The following is a 24037-nucleotide window of genomic DNA, read 5'->3' on the forward strand; positions in this document are numbered from 1 at the left end:
AAAATTCTATTTATTAAAGCTCTATGAAAGGAAATTTTTTAGCATGGTGGTGTTTCATTGTCACGTAAAATATCACCTGCAAAGTAAAGAGAGCCACCAATAAAGATGATTGCATCTTTATGTTCTAAACTAATTTTATAAAAAACAGTTTGTAGATTAGCTTGTGGGCTAGCAATAAGTCCTACTTTTTGAGCTGATTGAGCTAAGATTGTTGGGCATACACTCGCATCATTGGAATTTAATGGGATCGTGTAAACTTTATCTACGAGATTAGCCAGGGGGCGAAAATAACCAATAGCGTCTTTAGTTTTAAGCATACTAGCAATCATAATAATAGGACGGTTTGATTTTTTTTTCCATTGTGTAAGTTCTGCTGCAACAACTTTTCCAGCAGCGGGATTATGTCCGCCATCTAGCCATAAATCAGTACTGAGAGGAAGTTGATCAACCAGTCGTCCATGGGTGAGGTGCTGCATTCGTGCTGGCCAATAAAGATTGCGCAAAGCTTTGCTTATTGTTTGTTGTGAAAGTTGAAACCCTGCTTGATAGATTGCTTCGATAGAAGCACCAGCATTAGCGATTTGATGAGCGCCGATAAGGTTAGGAAGTGGTAAATCCATTAAGCCTTGATTATTTTGGAATACCATACGTCCATATTCTTCATAACTTTGATAATCCTGGTTAAAAATAAAATAAGGTGCTTTATTTTTATCGGCAAGAGTGCTTAAAACACAATGAGTTATATCATAATTTTGCTTGCCAATGACCACAGGGACAGTCTGTTTGATAATTCCTCCCTTTTCAAAAGCGATTTGTTCAATAGTGTTGCCAAGAAAGGTTTCATGATCATAGTCAATAGGCATAATAAGGGATACAGCTGGCTTGTTAATTACATTGGTAGCGTCAAAACGCCCTCCTAGTCCAACTTCTATAATTATTGCATCAGCTGGATTTGTGCTAAACAACATAAAAGTAGCTGCTGTGAGAATTTCAAAAACAGCGATTGGTTCGTTACGGTTTACTTCTATAATTTGGTGAATTGTTTTAATCAGTTGGCTATCTGTGACAAATTGACTGCTTAGTCGCCAGCGTTCATTCCAACGCACCAAATGAGGAGAGCTGTATACATGAACGCGGTAGCCTGCACTTTCCAACAAAGCCCGACAAATGGCTGAAGCAGATCCTTTACCATTTGTTCCAGCAATGTGAATAATGGGTGCAAGTTTTAAATGTGGGTTGCCAAGACACTCTAAAAGACGAGAAATACGTTCTAAAGAAGGAGCAAATTTTTTTGGATAGCTTTCCAGTAAATCATCAATTACTTTTTGTGTGCGGCTTTTTTTCATAATTTAAGCAGCATTTGTTTCAGAAAATACTGTTTGAAAATTTTGAGATGATGGGTAAGAAGGTTTTTGGGGTGCAGAATGTTTCATCATCAAGCGTAAAAGCCGTGCAATAGTGGCTTTCATTTCCAAGCGTGATACAACCATATCAATCATACCATGATTAAGCAGATATTCACTACTTTGGAAGCCTTCTGGTAAAGTTTCACGAATGGTTTGTTGAATGACACGTGGCCCCGCAAAACCAATCATGGCTCCAGGTTCGGCAATGTGGATATCTCCTAACATCGCGTAAGAAGCAGTTACACCACCAGTGGTAGGATTGGTTAGAACCACAATATAGGGAAGTTTTGCTTCTTTCATCATTTCAATTGCTACTGTTGTACGGGGCATTTGCATTAGTGACAATATTCCTTCTTGCATTCGTGCTCCACCAGAAGCAGCAAAAAGGACTAAAGGACATTTATCTTCAATGGCAGTGTGAAAAGCTTTGATAATAGCTTCCCCTGAAGCCATGCCAAGTGATCCACCCATAAAGGAAAAGTCTTGAACAGTGGCAATAATTGGTAAGCCTTCAATAGTTCCTCGTGCATTTAAAATATTATCATCAATACCGAGTTTAGAGCGATATTCTTTTAACCGATCAGTATAGCGTTTTGTATCACGAAATTTTAATGGGTCTGTGACGACTTTTGGATTTTCAAGTAATGTATAAACACCATCATCAAAAAAATGCATGAGACGATTTTTGGCACTAATGCGCATGTGATGACCAGAAGAAGGACTCACATATTGATTAGCTTCTAAATCTTTATGAAATACCATTTCACCATTAGTAGGATCTTTGATCCATAGATTGTCTGGAATTTCGCGGCGACCTAATATAGAATTAATTTTAGGACGAACATAATTTGTAATCCAATTCATTTGGTAACCTCCCTTTAGATGTTATACACTTTATATGGCTTAAGGGCATATTGGGATTGAATAGTCGGATTCTTTTAACTGATTAATCAACTATTTGTTTTATTTTTACCAGTGTTGGCTTTCAATATATCATTTTAGCTTCCCTTGTTTATTAATAGAGCAACAATGGCATAAGTTGAGAGTATTTCCTTTAATAAATCTGTTAACAATTTTAGCAATATAGTTTGCTTGTTTATTTGAATATTAAATCCTATTGTAGCAGGTAAGGATGTATTGTTTGGTCACTTTAACTATGGAGTTACTCTGGTTAATCAAAGATATTTCCTTTAACATTTGATTAGTGACATTTATTACAAAAACATAATAGACAAAATTTAAACTATTTTGCAAAATTTTTGATATCTGTTTGTTACTAACTGTTAAGATATTAATAGCTAAAATAAAATTTCATTATTCATTTTAACAGGAAAAATTTTTCATCTGTTTTTTCTGATAAGTCAACAATGATTCAATTATCAACCAAATAATGTAAATTTTCAGCCAAAAGAACTTTAATACTACAACATTATAATAACTTATAAAATAATGAGAGCAAAAGTTTATATGGGAAAATGCTGTCCATAAAAATGGATTTTTAAAAAATCTACTTCAATTTATGAATACATGATGTAGGTTTTGAATCATTAATTTATAAGTATATGACTTTAAAAGTGGCATGATAATCTCAATTACAAGTATTACTAGCTTAAGCTGTACCTTTATGAGAAAAATAAAACCAATAAAACAAACACGTTTTATTAATAAAATTAATTCTGGAATGAAATGCCTCTTTCGTAGATCAATTATTTGACTTGATTGAGTATAAATTATTTTTTGGATGTAAGTTATTTTAGTGTAATAAGTGTAGAGTGATTATGGGGGAGCATTTTATATAAATATGTCATAAAGGCAGCCGCAAAAAGTGGTGTTACTAAATTAACAATGGGAATAGAAACGAAAAACGCAATCACCAAACCAGCCCAAAATACTGTCATATGATGGATGCGTAAAAAACTATGAGCTTCTTTCTGAGATTGAAAACGATAAGCAGAGAGTAAAAAATATTCACGACCTAGCATATAACCATTAATAACATAAAAAGCGATCAAATTAACACCTGGTATGAAAAATAAAATAAAGGCAATTGCGTTACCTAAAAGGCTTATGACGGCAAATTTAAAAGAGAGAATAAGCGAAGACGTAAACGACATAGTTTGCCCAACAGGTTCATTGGGATAATCTTCCTTTTCAATAATTTCAGCGGCAGCATCAACGAAAAAACTACCAATTATAGCAGTAGTTGGAGCAATCAGAAAAGGCGCCAAGAAAGCTAGACCAAAGTTAAGAATGATTAATGTGCTAAGTTTTAATAATCCTGTCCAATCTGTTAATATGGGAAAAAAATGCGTAACCCAAAGCCAAAGATAAGGCATAAAAAGCTTGTGTATGAGTAGCCATATAATGATGAAGACAACACAAGTAAGCCCCAAAATTTTCAACATCATGATGCAGTATTGCGGGGTAAAAAGGCGTTTTAGAGCCAAATAAGTAGCGGTAAAAATCATAAACGATAGATAAGAAGAGAAGAATAGAAAACAAGAGATAGATTAAATAAATTAACATCATCATAGCTCGTATTAATGGTGTTTTATATAAGCTTTGTTTGGTAAATTATATGGTCCTTACGTAAATTGTATTAATTAAAATTTATCTCTTATTTTATGTTGTGTTTTTAAAACATCATCAACTTTTAAAAATTTTTATTTTATTGAAACAAGAAGCTTTTTCTTCTTCTAATCAGTAGTAGAAAGAGAATGAAAAAATGACACAATAATCTTTGCTAATTTTTCAGCTACTTGTTGTTTACTCATACATGGCCATTGTTCAACAGTTTTTCTACTGACCAGACAAATTCTGTTTGTATCTCCACCCATTATGCTTGTTCCATCAGTGTGGAGAGAAACATCGTTTGCAAGAATGAAATCTACTCCTTTTTGAACACATTTTTTTTGTGCGTTCACAATAATGTCACATGTTTCAGCAGCAAAACCAACAACGAGTGAGGGGCGGTTTGAAGCATGACCGATAGTTGCCAAAATATCAGGATTTTCAACCATATGCAAAGATGGTGGGATTTTATTATTTTCCTTTTTGATTTTTTGTAAAGATTGCGTTTGGCTACGCCAATCACAAACAGCAGCAACAAAAATAGCACCATCAGCAGGTAGTGCAGCTTGAACAGCTTCTAACATCTGACAAGCCGTTTCCACGTGAATAGTTTTTACATTTTGTGGATCAGGAAGGTCAACAGGTCCACAAATAAGTGTTACTGTAGCTCCCAAGTTGGCTAAAGCTGTTGCAATTGCATGGCCTTGTTTGCCTGAAGAGCGATTGGCAAGATAACGTATCGGGTCAATTGGTTCGTATGTGGGGCCAGAAGTAACAATGAAATGACGACCAGAAAGCGGTTTTTCTTGCTTTCTCAAAAGAATTTCTACTGAGGCTACAATGGTTAAGGGGTCACTCATACGTCCATAACCTATTTCATCTCGTTCAGCCATTTTACCATTTTCTGGCCCTACTATATGAACCCCATCAGCATGCAATTGTGCGACATTACGTACAGTTGTAGGATGAGCCCACATAGCCGGATTCATAGCTGGCGCAATCAAAAGTGGACAACGTGCTGCTAAAAGCACACAACCAGCCAGATCATCTGCTATACCGACGGCCATTTTTGCAATACGGTCAGCAGTAGCTGGTGCTAAAATAATTAAATCAGCATTGCGTGCTAGCCGAATATGGCTAATATCATGGTCTTTTTCGCGTGAAAATAAATCACTATAGACATCACCTCCATTCAGAGCTTCAGCTGCTAAAGGGGTAACAAATTTTTGAGCCGCTTTTGTCATAATAATGTTCAAATGCGCTCCACGTTCTTGTAAACGACGAATCAAATCAAGTGCTTTATAGGCAGCAATTCCACCACCGATAATGAGAAGTACAGATTTTGATTGCAATGATTGCATTTCGACAGTACTTGCTTGTAATGGTGGTGTGGGTAATGCGGTGGGATTACTCAACAAACGACGGGCTTCTTCTTCCATAGAAATACCATTTTGCGCTGCTCGTGTACGCAACATTGCTTTGGTTTCAGGTGAAAGATTACGGATAGTGATACTGGCCATAAAATGCTTCCAAAGGAATAAAGTGATTTCAATGATTTCATAAACTTTATTCTTTTTAGCATATTAAGCAAATTAGAAAAAATGAAAAAGAAAAAAGCCTAGAATAATGAAGCAAAGGGTCGTAATAAATAAATTATAACGGCTATAACGGTGATTACGATTTTGTTCGAAAACAAAGTGCTTAAAGGTGGAGGGGGAAAGATACAGTCCTGTTTTTGTCATTTGGCTGAGATTTTCTTCTATACGTTGAAAGTTTTGCACTAATTTTGGTGTTTGACGTGCCAGTGAAAACAGTGCTTGTGCTCCCTCATTAAAATCTTGGATAAGCCCCATAGGTCCTAAATTTTTGCCAATCCATTCTTTAACAACGGGTTCAGAGGCTTTCCACATATTAAAAGCTGGGTCCAATGTGCGAGCTACACCTTCTACAACAATCATAGTTTTTTGCAGCAACAAAAGTTCAGGTCGAGTTTTCATGTCAAATAATTCAGTAACTTCAAACAAAAGTGTGAGTAATTTAGCCATGGAAATGCTTTGTGCGGATTGTCCGTGAATGGGCTCACCAATAGCTCGGTTGGCTTGAGCAAAACTTTCAATACTGTGATGAGGTGGTACATATCCTGCTTCAAAGTGGGCGCGTGCCACTCGATAGTAATCACGAGTAATAAAACCATAAAGAATTTCAGCGAGGAAATATTTTTCTTTTTTACTAAGCCGCCCTGTAATTCCTAAATCAACTGCAACAATACACCCTTGTTGATCTACAAATAAATTACCAGGATGCATGTCAGCATGAAAAAAACCATCCCGTAGTGTGTGGCGAAGGAAAGATTGAATAAGCGTGGTTGCTAGATTTTTTAAATCAAAACCTGCTTCTTTAAGTGCTGGAATATTAGACATTTTTATGCCATCAATCCATTCCATCGTTAAAACATCGCGCCCTGTTCTTTCCCAATCAACAAGAGGCACTCGAAAACCTACATCATTTTGAATATTTTCAGCCATTTCTGATAGAGCAGCTGCTTCTAAGCGTAAATCCATTTCAATACGGGTAGTTTGTGCCAAAGTTTCAACAACACGAACAGGGCGTAAACGTCGAGAAGCGGGAATATAACGCTCTTGCAAACGAGCAATAAGGTAGAAACTTTTAAGATCTTTGGCAAAACGAGTTCTGATATTGGGGCGGATAACTTTAACAGCACATTTTTTTTTGTGACCTGTTTCATCATAATATTCAGCTGGATGAACTTGGGCAACAGAAGCAGCAGCAATAGGTGGGCAAAAGTCTATAAATAAATCATCCATAGGGCGACCTAGCGAACTTTCAATTTGGGCAATAGCTGCAGTACAAGGAAATGTTTGAACACAGTCTTGTAGCTGTGCCAGATCTTTAGCAATATCACGCCCTACAATATCAGGTCGGGTGGCAAGGAATTGACCAAGCTTAATATAAGAGGGGCCAAGCTTATTAATGGCGTGTGACATATTTTCAGATCGGTGCTTCTTTTTTGTTTTACGCCGTGCTAAAATTCTTGCTATATGGTGACATGTCGCTAAAGGACCATGAAGACCTTCTCTTGGAAGAGCACTAAGGACACCCTCGCGCGCTAAAATCCATCCTGCGCGCATAAGTTGGAAATAAGCGGAAATTTGTACCATTTTTCAGATCTTCCAGCCTGAATGTAATGCTGCAATAGCACCGGTGAGATTGCGATATGACACTCGCGAGAAACCTGCACGACTAATCATATGGGCAAAATCATCTTGTTTGGGAAATTTACGAATGGATTCAACCAAATAGCGATAAGCATCGCCATCACCAGTAATGAGTTGACCAAGTTGGGGAATGGCATGAAAAGACCAAAGATCATAAATTTTATCAAGAAAAGGCATTTCGACATTTGAAAATTCTAAACATAAAAAACGCCCGCCCGGTTTTAAAACACGCAAAGCCTCTTTAAGAGCTTTATCAATATGTGGCACATTGCGAATTCCAAAAGCAATTGTATAAGCATCAAAGCTTTGATCTTCAAAAGGAAGATCTTCTGCATTGGCTTCAACAAAATCAATAAAAGGAGCAAGACCATTTTTATGCGCACGCTCTTTGCCAATGTTGAGCATCGAATTATTAATATCAAGTACTGTAGCGTGAACTTGTTTGCGTGAAGCATTGAGAATACGAAAAGCAATATCACCCGTGCCACCAGCTACATCAAGAATTTTCCAGCCAGAAATCGCTGGTGGAGAGAGCCATGCAACCATGGAATTTTTCCACATACGGTGCAGCCCAAGAGACATAATGTCATTCATTTTGTCATAGTTTGTCGCAACAGAATGAAATACATCATCAACCATAGATTGCTTTTGCATTTCATCAACTTTTGTGAAACCAAAAGAATATTCCATGCCACCGTCAGCCCCTACGCGTTTCATTTCAGTTGGCATATGTGACGACCTTTCTTATTTTTCTTTTATGTAAATGAAGAATAGAGAAAATTCTCACATACAAAAAAGTAATACGCAAAACCCATGGTGCTTAAGCTTAAAACAAAAAAGTACTTTTAGATATCAAGATTGGCAACGCTTAAAGCATTATTTTGAATAAAAACTCGCCGTGGCTCAACTTCATCACCCATTAAACGGGAAAAGAGAGAATCTGCGTCAGTTGCATCATTGATTTTAACTTGTAAAAGAGAGCGCGCATCAGGATCAAGGGTTGTTTCCCAAAGCTGTTCAGCATTCATTTCTCCAAGACCTTTATAACGCTGTAGAGTGATGCCTTTTTTACCGTTTACAAAGATACTTTCTAATAAGCTCATTGGTCCAAAAATATGCTCTGATTTATCTTTGCGACGCAGAAGAGTAGGAGGGTTATATATTTCTGTGAGATTTTGACAAACACGATCAATTTGACGTGCATCTGCTGAATTTATAAGCCCTATATCGAGCACAACAGCCTCTTTAACGCCACGTAAAATGCGCTCAAAACACAAACCTCCATCTGGTGTACTATACCCACTCCAACCACGTTCCATATCATCAGCAATTAAGTCAAGGCGATGCACGACATTATCTATTGTTTTTTGGGTTTTCTCTGGTGTTGCAAAAGCTTCAGAATTAAAAACACCAGCAATTGCTGCTTGTTCAACAATATTGCGGTCATAACGGGTATGAAGACCATTTAAAAGTTGGCGCAACAAACAAGCATCTTGAACAAGTTGGCGTAAATCAGCGCCTGTACGAATCTCACCTGTTGATAATTCTAATGCTGTATCTTCCAATCCTGCATCGATCAAAAATTCTTCAAATGCTGTTTCATTTTTAATATATTGAAAAGACTTACCACGTGATACTTTATAAAGAGGTGGCTGAGCAATATAAAGGTGACCACGCTCAATCAATTCAGGCATTTGTCTAAAGAAGAAAGTGAGAAGCAAAGTACGAATATGGGCCCCATCGACATCCGCATCTGTCATAATGATGATTTTATGATAACGTAATTTATCAGGCGAGAATTCATCTTTACCGATAGAAGTGCCAAGAGCGGTGATAAGTGTACCAATCATTTCAGATGAGAGCATTCGGTCAAAACGCGCCCGTTCGACATTAAGAATTTTACCACGCAAAGGTAAAATCGCTTGATTTTGACGTGAACGCCCACTTTTAGCTGAACCACCAGCTGAATCTCCCTCAACGATAAAAATTTCTGATTTTGTGGGATCACGTTCTTGACAATCAGCAAGCTTTCCTGGAAGTGAAGTAATGTCAAGAGCTCCCTTTCGCCGTGTGAGTTCACGTGCTTTACGTGCTGCTTCACGGGCTGCTGCAGCTTCTACTACTTTACTGATGAGAATTTTCGCTTCATTAGGGTGTTCTTCTAGCCATGCTGAAAGACCCTCATTTACTAAATTTTCAACAATAGGACGTACTTCAGAAGAAACCAATTTATCCTTTGTTTGTGAGGAAAATTTTGGATCAGGAACTTTGACTGAAAGAATAGCTGTTAATCCTTCACGACAATCATCACCAGTTAAGTTGACCTTTTCTTTTTTTGTAATACCTGAAGATTCAGCATAACCATTGATTTGGCGTGTTAAGGCACTGCGAAAGCCTGCTAGATGAGTTCCTCCATCACGTTGCGGAATATTATTGGTAAAACATAATACTTTTTCATGGTAGGAATCATTCCACCATAAAGCAACCTCTACACTCATCCCATCCTTTTCACTTGTAATGTAAATAGGATTATCAATGAGCACTTTTTTAGACTGGTCAATATATTTTACAAATTCAATTAACCCACCGTCATAGTGTAATTTTACTGATTGAACATCAGCATGACGTTGGTCTGTGAGAAGAATATGTACACCAGAATTTAAAAAAGCTAACTCTCGCAAACGACGTTCTAGAGTTTCGAAATCAAATTTAGTTTTAGTGAAGATTTCAGAGCTTGGTAAAAAGCTAATTTCTGTTCCACTTTCTGCATCGCAATCACCAACAATTTTAAGTGGAGAATCGGCCACTCCACGGGTAAACGACATTTCATGGATTTTGCCATTACGTTTAATTTGTAGTCGCAACCAAACGGAGAGCGCATTGACAACAGAGACACCAACGCCGTGTAATCCTCCTGACACTTTATAAGAATTTTGATCAAATTTTCCACCAGCATGAAGTTGTGTCATAATGACTTCAGCTGCTGAAACACCTTCCGTTGGGTGAATATCAGTTGGAATTCCACGCCCATTATCACGAACAGAACAAGATCCATCGGCATGAAGCGTGACATTTACAAGGGTAGCATGACCAGCTAAAGCTTCATCAATAGCGTTGTCTACAACTTCGTAAACCATGTGGTGCAAACCGGAACCATCATCAGTATCACCGATATACATGCCGGGGCGTTTACGTACAGCATCAAGACCTTTGAGAACTTTGATGGAAGCGGCACCATACTCACTACTTGATGATGAGGTTGTTTCATCACTCATAAGTCAATCCATTTCTGTTTTGATATCAATATTTATTGGCTCTGTTCAGGTTTAGTATTCTAATGTGTTATTTACAATATGATTGCGTTAAAACATTTACCGTATATCAAGTATATATTCAACATTTGTTACTCTATAATTAGGTGGATTAATTTTTCCATACGTAAATGGTGTCAAATCTTTATTTTTTGCATTTATTTGATTAAAAGAAGAGCAGGAAAGTTTGATGATATTTTCTATACTCAAAGATCGCTTTTCTTTGTGTTTATGCTTCAAAAACATTTACAATGAGATTTACATTCTTACCTCTCATGTGTTCTGGATAAATGTATGAATTAATTATGTTTTTCTGACAATTTAAAAAAACATCAGACATTTTAGCTTATAAAACGCTCACTATTTTGATCAAGTTATGGCTAGAAGAAAACAATATTTTTGATGATTATGAACCTTAATCTTAATGGCTGAATGACCTAATAAGTTGATTGTTTTATTTTTTTAGGCGCTACTTGTATAGTTTTACAGTTGTCAGAGAGAAAAATGCGGAATGTTTTTGCAAAAAATGCAAAATTAATTAATGCACTTAAGTTATGTTCTTAAAATATTTGGAAATGATGATAAACTAATGAAGTTTTGTTTATATTATTTGCCGATTCATTTTTATTGACGAATAATTTCTTTAACCAATAGTTGTTAATTTTTCATTGTTTAATCGATAGGAAATGGCTTCTGCAAGATGATGGCGTGAAAGTTGATCTGCTTCATCAAGATCAGCGATAGTGCGTGCAACTTTGAGGATACGGTGATAAGCGCGTGCAGAAAAGCGCATTTTTTCACTAATATTTTGTAGCAATGTGGTTGCACTTTGATCTGGAATAGCAATTTGTTCAATAATTTTGCCAGGGCAATCACCGTTGGTGCGAATATGACCAAGGCCCAATTTTGCAAAACGTTTGGCTTGAATAACACGGGTTCGTGCAACGCGTTTTGCAACGTCACAGCTTTTTTCAGACTGTTCTGGTTGCATGAGATCCATAGCTGTTAGGGCAGGTACACAAATGCGTAAATCAATTCGATCGAGCAAAGGGTTAGAAATACGAGCTTGATAATCGCTCTGACAGCGTGGACCTTTAGCACAAACATGGCCTTCTTCGCCTGCCATGCCACATCGACAAGGATTCATTGCAGCAATGAGCTGGATGCGAGCGGGATAACTAATATGGTGATTAGCGCGGGCAACAATGCATTCTCCACTTTCTAAGGGTTGACGAAGAGAATCAAGGACTTGTGGAGAAAATTCAGGCAATTCATCGAGAAATAAAACGCCATTATGCGCAAGTGTTACTTCTCCTGGTTTTCCTTTGAGTCCACCACCAATTATTGCTGCCATGGAAGCAGAATGATGAGGAGAGCGAAAGGGACGATGGCGTGAAATGGTATTGTGTACTGTTTCTCCAGTAATGGAGGCAATCAGACAAACATCTAAAAGCTCACGGCTATCAAGAGGCGGTAAAATAGAAGGTAAGCATTGAGCTAACATAGATTTTCCTGCGCCAGGAGGACCTACAAATAAAAGATTATGCCGTCCAGCTGCACATACTTCTAAAGCACGTTTGGCGGCTTTTTGTCCTTTAATTTCACAAAGGTCTGGTAACTCAGTTTGGATTGTGTATTGGCGTGGTTGTGGACGCTTTAGGATTTGTGTTCCTTTAAAGTGGTTGACAATAGCAAGAAGTGTATCAGGTGCGAGAATATCCATATCTGCATTTGCCCATGCAGCTTCAGGTCCGCATTGGTGGGGACAAATTAACCCTTTATTAAGTGATAAAGCTGTCATTGCGGTTGGTAAAACCCCGTTGACAGCAGTAATAGAGCCATCCAGTGATAATTCTCCTAAAATGATATAATTTTGTGCTATTTTTGGAGGAAGAAGTCCCATAGCGAGCATTAAGCCTATTGCAATAGGAAGATCATAATGTGAGCCTTCTTTAGGTAAATCAGCTGGTGCAAGATTAATCGTAACTCGTTTGTTAGGCATGGAAAGTCCACAAGCATGTAGGGCTGCTTGCACACGTTCACGGCTTTCTGCGATAGCTTTATCTGCCAATCCAACAATAGCCATTCCTATCCTACCAGGAGCAATCATAACCTGCACATCAACAGGGATTGCTTCTAAACCACGAAAAGCAATTGTTGTAACACGCGCGACCATAAGTCTCCCCCTTTTTTTGATTGCGAAAAAACAACCATATCTGCTTATAAAAATCAAGCAGGGTCTGTGTGTGATGCTTTTGATGGAGCAATTTATTTGTACATATAAATAAATATATACAAGTTTTATGGCGTAGTTACAGATGGGGATTTACATAAATTTAACTATGGTAACATTACGGCTCGAGATATTGTAGAATGAGCTAATAAGGATGTTTAAAAAAAGAAAAAAGAGACTATTTGTTTTTATAATATCAGAGGCTTATAAACACGGGAAAATGATATGATATCACTATAAAAATATTGTTTGATGTAATCAAATGTGAAGAATTTAAAAAACAGACATATTTATTTTCTTTTTAGATGTTATGTATAAAAAACATACTATAGAATATTTATTTTAAGAGTATCTGATTTGGTAATATGTCAGAAAAAAGTTTTATCAAAATCAAAAACTATACCCAGCGTATTTGTGGGCTTATCTTTAGTTTTTGCTTTTCCGCAATCGCTTGCAGCGTTTGAGCTTTTTGGCATTCATTTGTGGGGTAAAAAAAAGCCAAATCTTTCTTCAGGTGATATGAGTGGTACGGAAAAATTTTATCAAGTTGAAGTTGTTGTACCACAAGGTGCGCCGCAAATAGGGGCTCAAATAGTTAAAGATGTGTCTTCTCTTGTTGCTGATCAAGATAAAGCAGTTTCCAGCTCTTCTGGTTTGTTGGCTAAAGCTCGTTCAAATTATCAAGCCATTCTTTCTGCTCTTTATGCTGATGGACGTTACGGGGGTGTTATTAGTATTAAGATTAATGGTTTGGAAGTTGCTGATTTGTCTCCTATGACTCAATTGCCAGTTCAATCTACCATTGTTATTACAGTTGATGCTGGGCCACAGTATGTTTTTAGTGCCGCAAGTATTACAGAGGCTGCTCCACTTATAAAAAAAACAAATTTAATGCCTTCAGTTGAAGAGCTGGGTTATAAGATTGGGGCTGTTGCAAAATCTGAAACTATTTTTAAGGCAGAACGATGGGTAATTGAAGGGTGGCGTCGACATGGACATGCTAAAGTTAACATTGTGAGCCGTGATGTGGTTGCTGATCACACTACACACCTTATTGATGCGCAGATTATAACTGACCCTGGGCAAAAAGCTTATTATGGTTCTTTAAGTGTGCGCAATGTGAGTGAACAACCACGCATAGATTCAAATTATGTTAAATGGATAACAGCATTAAAGCCAGGTCAGCAATATAATTCTGATGCATTAGCTAAAGCTAATAAACGGCTTGCACGGCTTGATGTTTTTCGTGCTGTCAATATACAAGAAGCTGATGCAATTAACCCTGATGGAAGTTTACCTCTGACGCTCGTTTTAGAGGAACGTAAACCACGACGTTTTGGTGTTGGTGGTAGCTATTCAACATTAGATGGCGCTGGTTTTGAAGCTTATTGGATGCATAACAATCTTTTTGGCCGTGCAGAGCGCCTTAAAATTGAAACTAAAATAAGTGGTATTGGCGATTATAAAACAAAATCCTATAATCCAAAGAATTTTAATTATCTTTTTGGAACGACATTAACAAAGCCTGGTATAATTACTCCTGACACAGACTTTGAAACAGAATTAAAAATGCAACGAGATAGCTTAGATAATTACACAACACAAGCTATCAAAGGAAAGTTTGGTCTTACCCATATTTTTAATGATAATTTATCCGGGCAGTTTGCTGTAGTAGCTTCTAATGGTCAGTCGCATGATGATTATCTTGGGAGCCGTGATTTTACGATGGTTGGGTTACAGAATGGTTTGATTTATGATAGCCGTGATAATAAGTTTAATGCGACAAAAGGTTTGTATGGTGAAACGATAATTGAGCCATTATATGAAGCGCATGCTAATGATTTTGTGACGAAAATAACAATAGAAGGTCGTTCTTATTGGGTGCTTGATGAACAAGATCGTTTTGTTTTTGCAATACGAACAAAACTTGGTACAATTATTGGGAGCGATAAAGCGAAGTTGCCTTCAGATATGCTTTTTTTTGCTGGGGGTGGAGGGTCTGTTCGTGGTTATGCTTATCACAATATTGGCATAAAGGCGAAAAATGATACTATTATTGGTGGACATGCACTTGTTGAAAGTTCAGCTGAATTACGTCTTTCTGTCAATGATACAATAGGATTGGTCAGTTTTATAGATGGTGGTCTTGTGAGGGCGAAGGCGCATTTTGATTTTTCGCAAGATATTAAATGGGGGGTAGGCATTGGGGGACGTTACATGACAGGTCTTGGTCCTTTACGGTTTGATTTGGCTTGGCCTCTTAAGCGAGAGAAAGGTGATCCACGTGTAGGTTTTTATGTGGGTATAGGGCAAGCATTCTAATGAAAAAAATATTGCGTTTCTTTGCCTTCTTATTTGGATTTTCTTTTCTTGTAATAAGCTTTTTTGTTTTTGTACAGAAAGGTGATTCACCTTTTAAAAACATAATAGGAGGTGAGCGTTCATGGTTTGTTTCTTTTATTGAACACAAACTTTCAACACCTAATCGTCAAATTCATTTGCATAATATACAAGGAATATTATCGTCTGAACCATCGATTGATGCCATTACAATAAGTGATCATAAAGGTGTTTGGCTTACCATTACCAATGCGAAAATAAATTGGAATCGTTTAGCGTTGTTAAGGGGGCGTATTGAGGTTAACGAGCTTTTGGTGGGGCATGTTACGTTTTTACGCAAACCATACAGTAGTTCTACATCTGTTTCTTTTTTGGAAGCTGATCAGTTTTCCATTCCCAAATTACCTATGTCTATTTCTGTCAATATGTTTAAGGCTGAACAGGTAACCTTTGGCCAAAATCTTTTTGGTCTTTCTTCTAATGTATCATTAGAAGGACGTTTAGCTTTAACCAATGCAACTATTGATGCTGCTGTAAAGGCTCATCGTTTAGATGCATCAGGTTATTTTTCTATTTTAACAAAAATATCCAAGAAAAGCCGTATAGCTCAAATTGATATTACCGTTAACGAACCGCAAAATGGTATATTAGCTAATATCTTTAATATTGAGAAACGCCCTGCATTAAATCTTGTCATTAAAGGTGATGGCACCTTTGATGACTTAGTTGTTGCGCTTCAGGCAGAGGTTGATCGCCAACCTATTTTAAATGGCAATATTGTTCTTGCAAGGGTTTTAGATGGTCATAGCCTTTCTGCGCAGTTGGCAGGTACAATTGGCCTTTTGATACCTTCTCAATATCGCAACCTTTTTGAATCTAATGTAACATTGGGAATAGAGGTGGTGATAACAAAAGAGGGTATCACACGCCTTGATCGTATGATTGTTCAAGGTAAAGCAATTAATGTTGTAGCGAATGCTGAGATAACAGCCGATGGATTTTTGCGGCGCCTTTTTGTTGATGGCAATATAGGTTTTGATCAAGCAAATGAATCTGCTCGTTTATTACCGTTAGAAGGTCAAACACATGTGAATAATCTGACTTTAACCATTGATTATGGTCGCCAAGATCAACAAGCTTGGAAAGGTCGGCTTATTGTACATCATTTGAGCAATGAAAATATTCGTATTCGTGATGCAGTTTTTGATATGGGGGGTGTGAGCGAAAATCTAGATGATCCAGCTTCCCGTCATGTTGGCATTCAGGTTAATGGTACTCTTCAGGGGGTTGCAAATACTAAGAATGCATTTGAAAATGGTCTAGATCAAGCGATTCATCTCCATATAGATACAGATGTTGTCTCTGGGAAACCGATATTAGTTCATGATTTTAGCATTGTGGCTCAAAGTTTTTCTGCTTGGTTAAAGGGAGAAGTAAATCGTTTTGTTTTTAAAGGGGATCTTGGTTTAAAAGCACAAACATTAACCCCTCTGGGTATGTTGATTGGGCGACCAATATCTGGCAACACAGATGTTAAAGCCAAAGGGAGTATGAGTTTACTTGGTAGCGCTTTTGATCTTGAGTTGTCAGGAGATGCTGATAACGTGATGATAGGTACTAAGGCTGTTGATTCTTTATTAAAAGGGAGGCTTGCCCTTTCAGGTAATGTTGCTCGAAACACGAAGGGTTTAATTTTACGTCATTTGCGGTTGAAAAGTGACTATGTCAATGTAACAGCTAATGGACATCTTTCAAGTGTGAGTGCTGAGATGGATGTTTATGCTCAAATATCTAGCCTTACCATGTTAGACCCAAGGATGGAGGGTGCGATCACTATACAGGGTGCTGCTAGAGGACATAATAGTCTTATAATGGTCAGTACGCACGCTGATATTACTGAAGCACTTTTTATGGGTAAAAAGCTTCAAAATACAATATTAAATGTCAATGCATTGGTGGATAATACATCGGTTTCTTCTAATGTAACTGGCTTTGTAGAAGGTAAAGGAATTTTTGCTCAACAACCGTTACAATTGTCTGCTTCTTTTGAAAATTTCAACCGTATTTGGAAGCTTCAGAATATCAATATTGAAGGAGCGTCTACAAAAATAACAGGTGATCTTTTTCAAACTTTTGAAGGTTTTATAAAGGGAACTTTGGATATTGACGTTGACGATATCTCAACGTTTGCTGCGTTATTTTCGCAGAAAGGTAGCGGAAAAGTAAGAGGGGAATTTGTTTTTGATGAACACAATGGTAAGCAAAAAACTAATCTGAAAATCAAGAGTGATCATTTAATATTTGCAAAAAATGAAATCAAAAAATTAGCAATGCAGGCTGATATATTCAATCCTTTCAATGCAATACAATTTAAAGGTTTTGTCAATGCAGAGCGTGTTCAAACATCATTTATGGTGGCCGATCGTTTAAAATTTCACGCTAATGGTAACAGTGAGCGAACAGTTTTTAGTGTTCAAGCGGTATTACCTAACAATACAAATACACAGTTTTCTGGTCGCATGATTACAGCAGGACTATCGACTGATGAGCAAAAAATCCAGTTCGATGCTATGGATATAAAATACTCCAATTTTCATGCAAAATTATTCACTCCAGCAACAATCATTTTTGGTGGGAACGGGGTAACAATAAGTGAATTAGGATTTATTGTCGATCAAGGTAAGATTGTGCTTAATGGTACTTTTCAGGATGTTTTAAATTTGCATCTTACTATGAATGCTATTCCTGTAGCTTTAGCTAACCTATGGAAACCGGATCTTGGTGCGGTTGGTACTTTGTCAGGGCAAGTTATGATTCATGGTCGTTTTGAAAATCCTGATATGACCTATGATATAAAAGGTTATGAGCTAACAATTGCAGCTCTCCAAGAGAGAAATATAAAACCTTTTATGTTTTCTGCTAGTGGTAAGGTGATAGATAAAACTTTTACTTTAGGGGCGAATTTAGCTGGAGAAGGGTTGCAAGCGCAAACACAAGGAACTGTATCTTTAGATAAAGGCGAACTTGATCTTCATATTGATTTGAAAAATTTATCTGCGCTTTTGTTTAACAGTTTTATTAAAGGGCAAGCTTTGAGAGGAGAGATAACTGGTAAGGTCGATATTGGGGGGACATTGAAGGATCCATCTGCGCATTTTGAATTTTCTAGTCAAAATTTAACAATCAATTCTATGCTTCATAAGAATGCATCATTAATTAATATAAATGCTCGTGGTTTTTATGAAAAATCAACACTTCATATTCAGCATATAACAGCGACTGGATCTAAAAATTTAGATCTTTTTGTAAATGGGCGTCTTTCTTTGGATAATTCACCAACTGACCTGAGTGTTAAAGGTATAATGCCTCTTGCTTTTGTTGATCAATTTTTAGCAAAACGTGGTGCGCATATAACAGGAATAGCAAAAATTGATGCTGTTTTAAATGGAACACTGTCTCAGCCACAGTTGATAGGATCTTTTTCGATAATAAATGGTGGTTTTTTTGATTCGCAAACAAATTTGGAGCTAAGCAATATAATGCTTAAAGCCAAATTGAATGGTGATCACATAATTTTAGAGCATGCTTCTGCTCGTTCATCTGGTGAGGGATCTGTTTCTGTTTCGGGCCGTATTTCTACAGATCTACAAACAGATTTATCTATTCACCTCGACCATATCAATTATAATGATAGATCTATGATTTTTGCGACGCTAACAGGCAAAACAACAATGACTGGTCATTTATTGAGCAATCTTGTTATTGATGGTGAAGTTACAGTTGAAAAGGCTGAAATTCTTATTCCTGATCATTTTCGAAATGCAACATTTCTTGATATTAGACATCATAATTTAACTAAATTAATTCTAAAAACGCTTGAACGTGCTGATGCTAAAGCTTACAGAAGCAATCATAATATTTCTAAAGAACCTTCTTCTGTTGTGCAATTAAATATGCGAATTAATGCTCACAACCAAATTTTTGTTCGTGGTCGAGGTTTAGATGCTGAGTTGGGGGGACGTATTAGTTTAACAGGTCCGTTACATGATGTACATCCAGTTGGAGAGCTTCAGATGATTCGTGGACGGTTTGATATTCTATCACAACGTCTCAATTTTGATAAAGGGCAGGCAAGTTTTAGTGGCAATCTCAATCCAACTGTTTATTTTGTTACTAACAGTAATAATGGCGACATTCATGTTACTGTAACAGTGAGCGGCACTATTGATAACCTTGATATTCAATTTGAGTCACAACCTATTTTACCACAAGATGAGGTATTAGCACGTTTGATTTTTAAGCGCTCTCTTAATGAATTATCGCCATTTCAAATTGCTCAACTTGCAGCAGCTGTAGCTGAGCTTGCTGGTGCTTCTAATACATCTTTATTGAATACTTTACGTGCTAAGGTTGGTCTTGATGATCTTGACGTTATTGTTGATGAAAATGGCAATACTGGTTTACGTGTTGGGCGTTATGTTCGCGATAATATTTATTTGGGTTTTGAGGCAGGGTTAGATGGCACAACAAAAGGAACAATTGATTTAGATATTTCACGCCATCTCAAGGCAAAAGGTGCTATAGGGAATGAAAACAATTCCAGTTTTGGTTTGTTTTATGAAAGAGAGTATTAAATACAAAGTTTTTAAAAGCTAATCGCCTAAAACTCTTGCTTTTTAAATTGAGTATTATGAAGCTTTTTATAAAGGCCTTTTTTCTTTGCTAACAATTCTATCTGAGTACCTTGTTCAACTAATTGCCCATTTTGTATTACAATAATTTTATCAGCATGCGCAATTGTTGAAAGACGGTGAGCAATCACAAGAATTGTACACTTTTTAGTAAGGTTTTGAATTGTCTCATTAATTTGAGCTTCAGCGTGTGAATCTAAAGCACTTGTAGCTTCATCAAAAATCAGGATTTTACTGTCATGAAGTATTGCACGGGCAATAGCGATACGCTGTTTTTGACCTCCTGAAAGATTATTCCCATTCTCGCCCACTTGTGTATCATAACCTTGGGGCAAATCCATAATAAAGTCATGAGCATTGGCTGCTTTTGCTGCTTTTATAATATCATTGTTGCTGGCACCTTTTTTTCCAAGCCCGATATTATATTTAATAGTTCCTTGAAACAAAAAAGTGTCCTGCCCTACATAAGCTATGAGGTTTCGAAGGGAATGAAAAGTGATGAAGCGAATGTCTTGATCATTAATGAATATAGATCCTTGTGTAGGGTCATAAAGGCGCATAATAAGATTGATAAGGGTTGATTTGCCTGAACCAGATGGCCCCACCAATGCTGTCATTTTTCCTGCTTCTATTTCCAGATTGATGTCGTTTAAGACTGTTTGATTATCCATATAAGCAAAAGAAACATTTTCAAAACGAATAGAACAGTGTGTTTTATTAAAGTCTTTAGCTTCTTTATGTTCTATAACAGTAAGTGGATGATCAAGTATTTCGAACATTGTACGAATGCTGACCAAACCAGATTCAATTTTGACACGCACATTTGCCAATCGTTTAGCAGGTTCATAAATGAGGAGCAAAGCTACAAGAAACGACATTAATTCACCTTGAACACCGGCACGCTGGGTTGCAAGATAGCCGGAAAAACAAATAATAACTGCAATTGCGATGCCGGCAAGCGTTTCCATGATTGGATGTGTAGCAGCTTCAAGCATTGCAATGCTGTTTGCTTGTTTTTCAACATCACAAATAGCTTTATTCATGCGTTTTTTCATCAACTCTTCTAATGAAAAAGCTTTAATTACGTGAATACCAACAGCAGTTTCTTGCATAACTTTGATAATTTCACCTAATGAGAGAAGTTCTTTTTCCATAAGGCCACGAATACGTTTTAAAGCCATTCGAACTCCTAAAAATGCAAGAGGTCCTACTGTTAAGGTAATGGCGATTAACGTAAAATTTTGAATAAACATAACAACCAAAAGGCCAATGACAGAGAGTAAATCACGCACAAAGGTTGTAATAATTATATCGATGATATTACGAGCTGCTGTTGCATTATGGGTTACACGAACAAGAAGACCAGATGAAGAATTATTTTGATAAAAAGAAACGCCTTGTTTCATAAGACGTGCGTAAATTTTACGCTGTTGTTCGGCAATGATACTATTGCCTGCTTTACTCAGACAATAGGTTTGAGCAAAAGTTGCAACCCCTTTGAGAATAAAAATAAATGCAAAAATACTAGAGATGAAAACAATCATATTAAAACTGTGTCCATCAATAATATGATTGACAATATCACGCATCATCCATGCACTAATTGCAGTGGCCAATGCAATGATGATCATTGCAACAATGGCTGCACTATACCAGTACACATGTTTACGAAAATTTTCTCGTAAAAGACGGGTGATAAGGTATTTACCAGAAAGGGATGTTTGTATTTTTGCCATGAAATACTTTTATTTTCTCTCATTATTTCACGCAAGATTAAAGTACTCCTTATAGAAAAGCAAACCCTCTTCTATAAGGAATACTCTCTAGAGAGATTTAGTGTGCCAATTTTTGTTTTCAAAAATATTACATCAGCACTCTACAATATTTTAAGATCATATTCACAACTTAACCAAAACGAGTTGTATTAAAGCACGTTTTCTCAATTAAAATTATTTAGGTGCTATAACCATCATCATCTGGCGACCTTCAAGTTTAGGCTCAGATTCAATTTTAGCAATTTCACTTGTATCTTCTTTAACTCGCTGAAGAAGCTTCATTCCAAGATCTTGGTGCGCCATTTCACGGCCACGGAAACGCAAAGTAATTTTTACTTTATTACCATGATCAATAAAGCGATGAACGGCCTTAAGTTTTACCTCATAATCATGAACGTCAACATTTGGTCGCATCTTGATTTCTTTGACTTCGATAGTCTTTTGTTTTTTACGCGTCTCAGCTGCTTTTTTTTGATTTTGATATTTCAGTTTGCCTAGATCAATAATTTTACAAACAGGCGGTTCTGCATTTGGCACAATCTCAACCAAATCAAGCCCAACATCTGCAGCCATAGCAAGCGCTTCTTGCGTTGCAATAATTCCCTGATTTTGTCCTTCATCATTAATGAGTTGAACGCAAGGAACACGAATATCTTGATTTGAACGTGGCCCATCTTTTTGGCTAGGCGTCATTTTAAATGATCGGCGAATGGTCTATGCTCCTTAATTTTGATTTATTTGTAGAATGCCTTAATATACAATATCTATACAGAAAAACAATAAGAATTCATGTTTTTTTCACTATCGTTAATACAAGCTTATTTATTCGTTGTTTTAAGTTTAGTTTTGAAAAAAGAGGTTTTTCTTTTATAGTAAAAAGTATTTCATTAAGGAAGAATGATGATAGATCAAAATATTCCTTGTCAGTTTTTTTCGTTTGAAGATACAGCTCTTGCTGTACGTCATCGTAAAGGTAGTCGTTTTCCGGGATTGGTTTGGTTATCTGGTTATCGATCTGATATGCTGGGAAGCAAGGCAATGGTGGTTGATGCTTTTGCTCAAAAAAATAATTTGTCTTGCTTGCGTTTTGATTATTCTGGTCATGGGGAATCAGAAGGAGATTTTTTTGAAGGTACGATTTCACGTTGGGTGAAAGAAAGCTTAGCGATTTTTGAAGCTTATTGTGAAGGACCACAAATTTTAATTGGTTCCTCTATGGGTGGGTGGATTGCTTTAAGGCTTGCTATGATGCTCGCGCAGCAAAATAGACCACTTGCCGGGATGATATTGATTGCACCTGCTCCGGATTTTACACAAGCTTTGATTGAACCAACTTTGACCACGGTAGAATGGAAAGCTTTGGAAGAAAAAGGTTATTTTGAGCGTTCTTCAGGTCATGATTTAGAGCCAACACCTTTTACAAAGGCATTACTTGAAGATGGGCGAAATAACTGTGTTATGAAAGGATGCATTGATATTGGGTGCTCAGTTCATATTCTACAAGGGATGGAAGATGAAATAGTTCCCTATCAACATGCATTAGCTTTACTTGATCATTTGCCTTTGCATGATGTAACATTAACACTTGTTCGTGATGCAAACCACCGGTTTTCACGTCCCCAAGATTTGGATTGTTTTGAAAAGGTGTTGATGTCATTAATTGATCGAATCAATGAATCATCAAGATCTAGTTGATTAGATTATAGAGACATGATGCATGGCTATTTATGAGCAAGATTTTATTCTCTCTGATCGTGTTGTGCCTTTACGGGTACGAGAACATAAACATGCACGCCGTTTTACGTTACGCATTGATGCGGATGGACAGGGGATTTGTTTAACAATACCACCAGCGATGAATCTTGATGCGGTTCAGTCTTTCCTTGAAAAACATCGTTGTTGGATAGAAACACATCTTACTCATGTTCTCATTTCACGTGAAAATTCTGATCTCAAGGAGGGTGCAACAATTCCTTTATTGGGTGTTGCGCACATTATAAAACATAAAGAAGGACGTGGGGTGGATGAAATCATTGCAGGTGGTATGGAACAAAAACCGCAAATTATTATCTATAGTCGGTTAGAATATTTGCCAAGGCGAATTGCTGATGTTTTAAAAAAACAAGCTAAAATCATTATAACACCGCTAGTAGAACAGTATGCACATAAAGTGGAACGTAAAGTTAAATCAATCCGTTATAAAGATATCAAAAGCCGCTGGGGATCATGTTCGGCAGATGGGCGTTTATCTTTTTCATGGCGTCTTGTTATGGCGCCAAGAGAAATTGTTGAATATGTTGTTGCACATGAAGTCGCTCACCTTATCGAAATGAATCATAGGTCACAATTTTGGGATCTTTGTGAGAAACTTTGCCCAGGTAGTAAAACTTATCATGCTTGGTTAAAGAAAAATGGTCATACATTGCACGCGATAAATTTTCACTAATACAAAGAATATTATAGTTATTTTTTAA

The 24037-nt window shown here is 36.9% G+C and carries 14 protein-coding genes; 4 read left to right on the forward strand and 10 right to left on the reverse strand.

Annotated elements, in window-relative coordinates:
- Positions 1-38: 38 nt before the first annotated feature.
- The 8 genes from GGR10_RS03600 to GGR10_RS03635 form a co-directional block, all read right to left on the reverse strand.
- The gene (locus GGR10_RS03600) at positions 39-1346 is read right to left on the reverse strand and encodes a bifunctional folylpolyglutamate synthase/dihydrofolate synthase (RefSeq protein WP_182479960.1); all 1308 of its coding nucleotides are present in this window, start codon (positions 1344-1346) and stop codon (positions 39-41) included.
- Between the two features lie 3 nt (positions 1347-1349).
- Positions 1350-2270, reverse strand: a complete 921-nt coding sequence (gene accD, locus GGR10_RS03605; RefSeq protein ID WP_182479961.1) for an acetyl-CoA carboxylase, carboxyltransferase subunit beta — start codon at positions 2268-2270, stop codon at positions 1350-1352.
- Positions 2271-3154: 884 nt separating this feature from the next.
- A complete protein-coding gene (locus GGR10_RS03610) occupies positions 3155-3874 on the reverse strand; it encodes a sulfate transporter family protein (RefSeq protein WP_182479962.1) in 720 nt (239 codons plus the stop codon).
- A 228-nt stretch (positions 3875-4102) separates the two neighbouring features.
- Positions 4103-5497 (reverse strand): bifunctional phosphopantothenoylcysteine decarboxylase/phosphopantothenate--cysteine ligase CoaBC, encoded by a 1395-nt coding sequence (gene coaBC / locus GGR10_RS03615; RefSeq protein ID WP_208431711.1) that lies wholly within the window; start codon positions 5495-5497, stop codon positions 4103-4105.
- A 72-nt stretch (positions 5498-5569) separates the two neighbouring features.
- Positions 5570-7156, reverse strand: a complete 1587-nt coding sequence (gene ubiB, locus GGR10_RS03620; RefSeq protein WP_182479963.1) for a 2-polyprenylphenol 6-hydroxylase — start codon at positions 7154-7156, stop codon at positions 5570-5572.
- A gap of 3 nt (positions 7157-7159) precedes the next feature.
- Entirely contained in the window at positions 7160-7942 is a 783-nt protein-coding gene (gene ubiE / locus GGR10_RS03625) for a bifunctional demethylmenaquinone methyltransferase/2-methoxy-6-polyprenyl-1,4-benzoquinol methylase UbiE (RefSeq protein ID WP_010703203.1), read from the reverse strand.
- A gap of 116 nt (positions 7943-8058) precedes the next feature.
- On the reverse strand, positions 8059-10488 hold the full coding sequence (gyrB, locus tag GGR10_RS03630; RefSeq protein ID WP_182479964.1) for a DNA topoisomerase (ATP-hydrolyzing) subunit B: 2430 nt from the start codon (positions 10486-10488) through the stop codon (positions 8059-8061).
- A 679-nt stretch (positions 10489-11167) separates the two neighbouring features.
- Entirely contained in the window at positions 11168-12700 is a 1533-nt protein-coding gene (locus GGR10_RS03635) for a YifB family Mg chelatase-like AAA ATPase (RefSeq protein WP_182479965.1), read from the reverse strand.
- Between the two features lie 471 nt (positions 12701-13171).
- Here GGR10_RS03635 and GGR10_RS03640 point away from each other — a divergent pair, with 471 nt between their 5' ends.
- Both GGR10_RS03640 and GGR10_RS03645 read left to right on the forward strand, forming a co-directional pair.
- Positions 13172-15079: an autotransporter assembly complex protein TamA gene (locus GGR10_RS03640; RefSeq protein ID WP_246784632.1), complete on the forward strand. Its 1908-nt coding sequence runs from the start codon at positions 13172-13174 to the stop codon at positions 15077-15079.
- Complete coding sequence (locus GGR10_RS03645) at positions 15079-19731, forward strand: translocation/assembly module TamB domain-containing protein (RefSeq protein ID WP_182479967.1); 4653 nt, start codon at positions 15079-15081, stop codon at positions 19729-19731. The genes GGR10_RS03640 and GGR10_RS03645 overlap by 1 nt, the downstream gene beginning before the upstream one ends.
- Before the next feature lie 26 nt (positions 19732-19757).
- Here GGR10_RS03645 and GGR10_RS03650 read toward each other — a convergent pair whose 3' ends face one another.
- Positions 19758-21524, reverse strand: coding sequence for an ABC transporter ATP-binding protein (locus GGR10_RS03650; protein ID WP_182479968.1), 1767 nt, complete (start codon positions 21522-21524; stop codon positions 19758-19760).
- Between the two features lie 213 nt (positions 21525-21737).
- Positions 21738-22256, reverse strand: coding sequence for a translation initiation factor IF-3 (gene infC, locus GGR10_RS03655; RefSeq protein WP_010703209.1), 519 nt, complete (start codon positions 22254-22256; stop codon positions 21738-21740).
- 210 nt (positions 22257-22466) lie between these two features.
- Between infC and GGR10_RS03660 the strand changes: the two genes are divergently transcribed.
- Both GGR10_RS03660 and GGR10_RS03665 read left to right on the forward strand, forming a co-directional pair.
- Positions 22467-23258 carry an alpha/beta hydrolase gene (locus GGR10_RS03660; protein WP_182480087.1) on the forward strand — a complete coding sequence of 264 codons (792 nt, stop codon included), beginning with the start codon at positions 22467-22469 and terminating at the stop codon, positions 23256-23258.
- Positions 23259-23280: 22 nt separating this feature from the next.
- Entirely contained in the window at positions 23281-24009 is a 729-nt protein-coding gene (locus GGR10_RS03665) for a M48 family metallopeptidase (RefSeq protein WP_182479969.1), read from the forward strand.
- The last annotated feature ends 28 nt before the right edge of the window (positions 24010-24037 follow it).

The sequence above is a fragment of the Bartonella chomelii genome (assembly GCF_014138465.1).
Classification (GTDB): domain Bacteria; phylum Pseudomonadota; class Alphaproteobacteria; order Rhizobiales; family Rhizobiaceae; genus Bartonella; species Bartonella schoenbuchensis.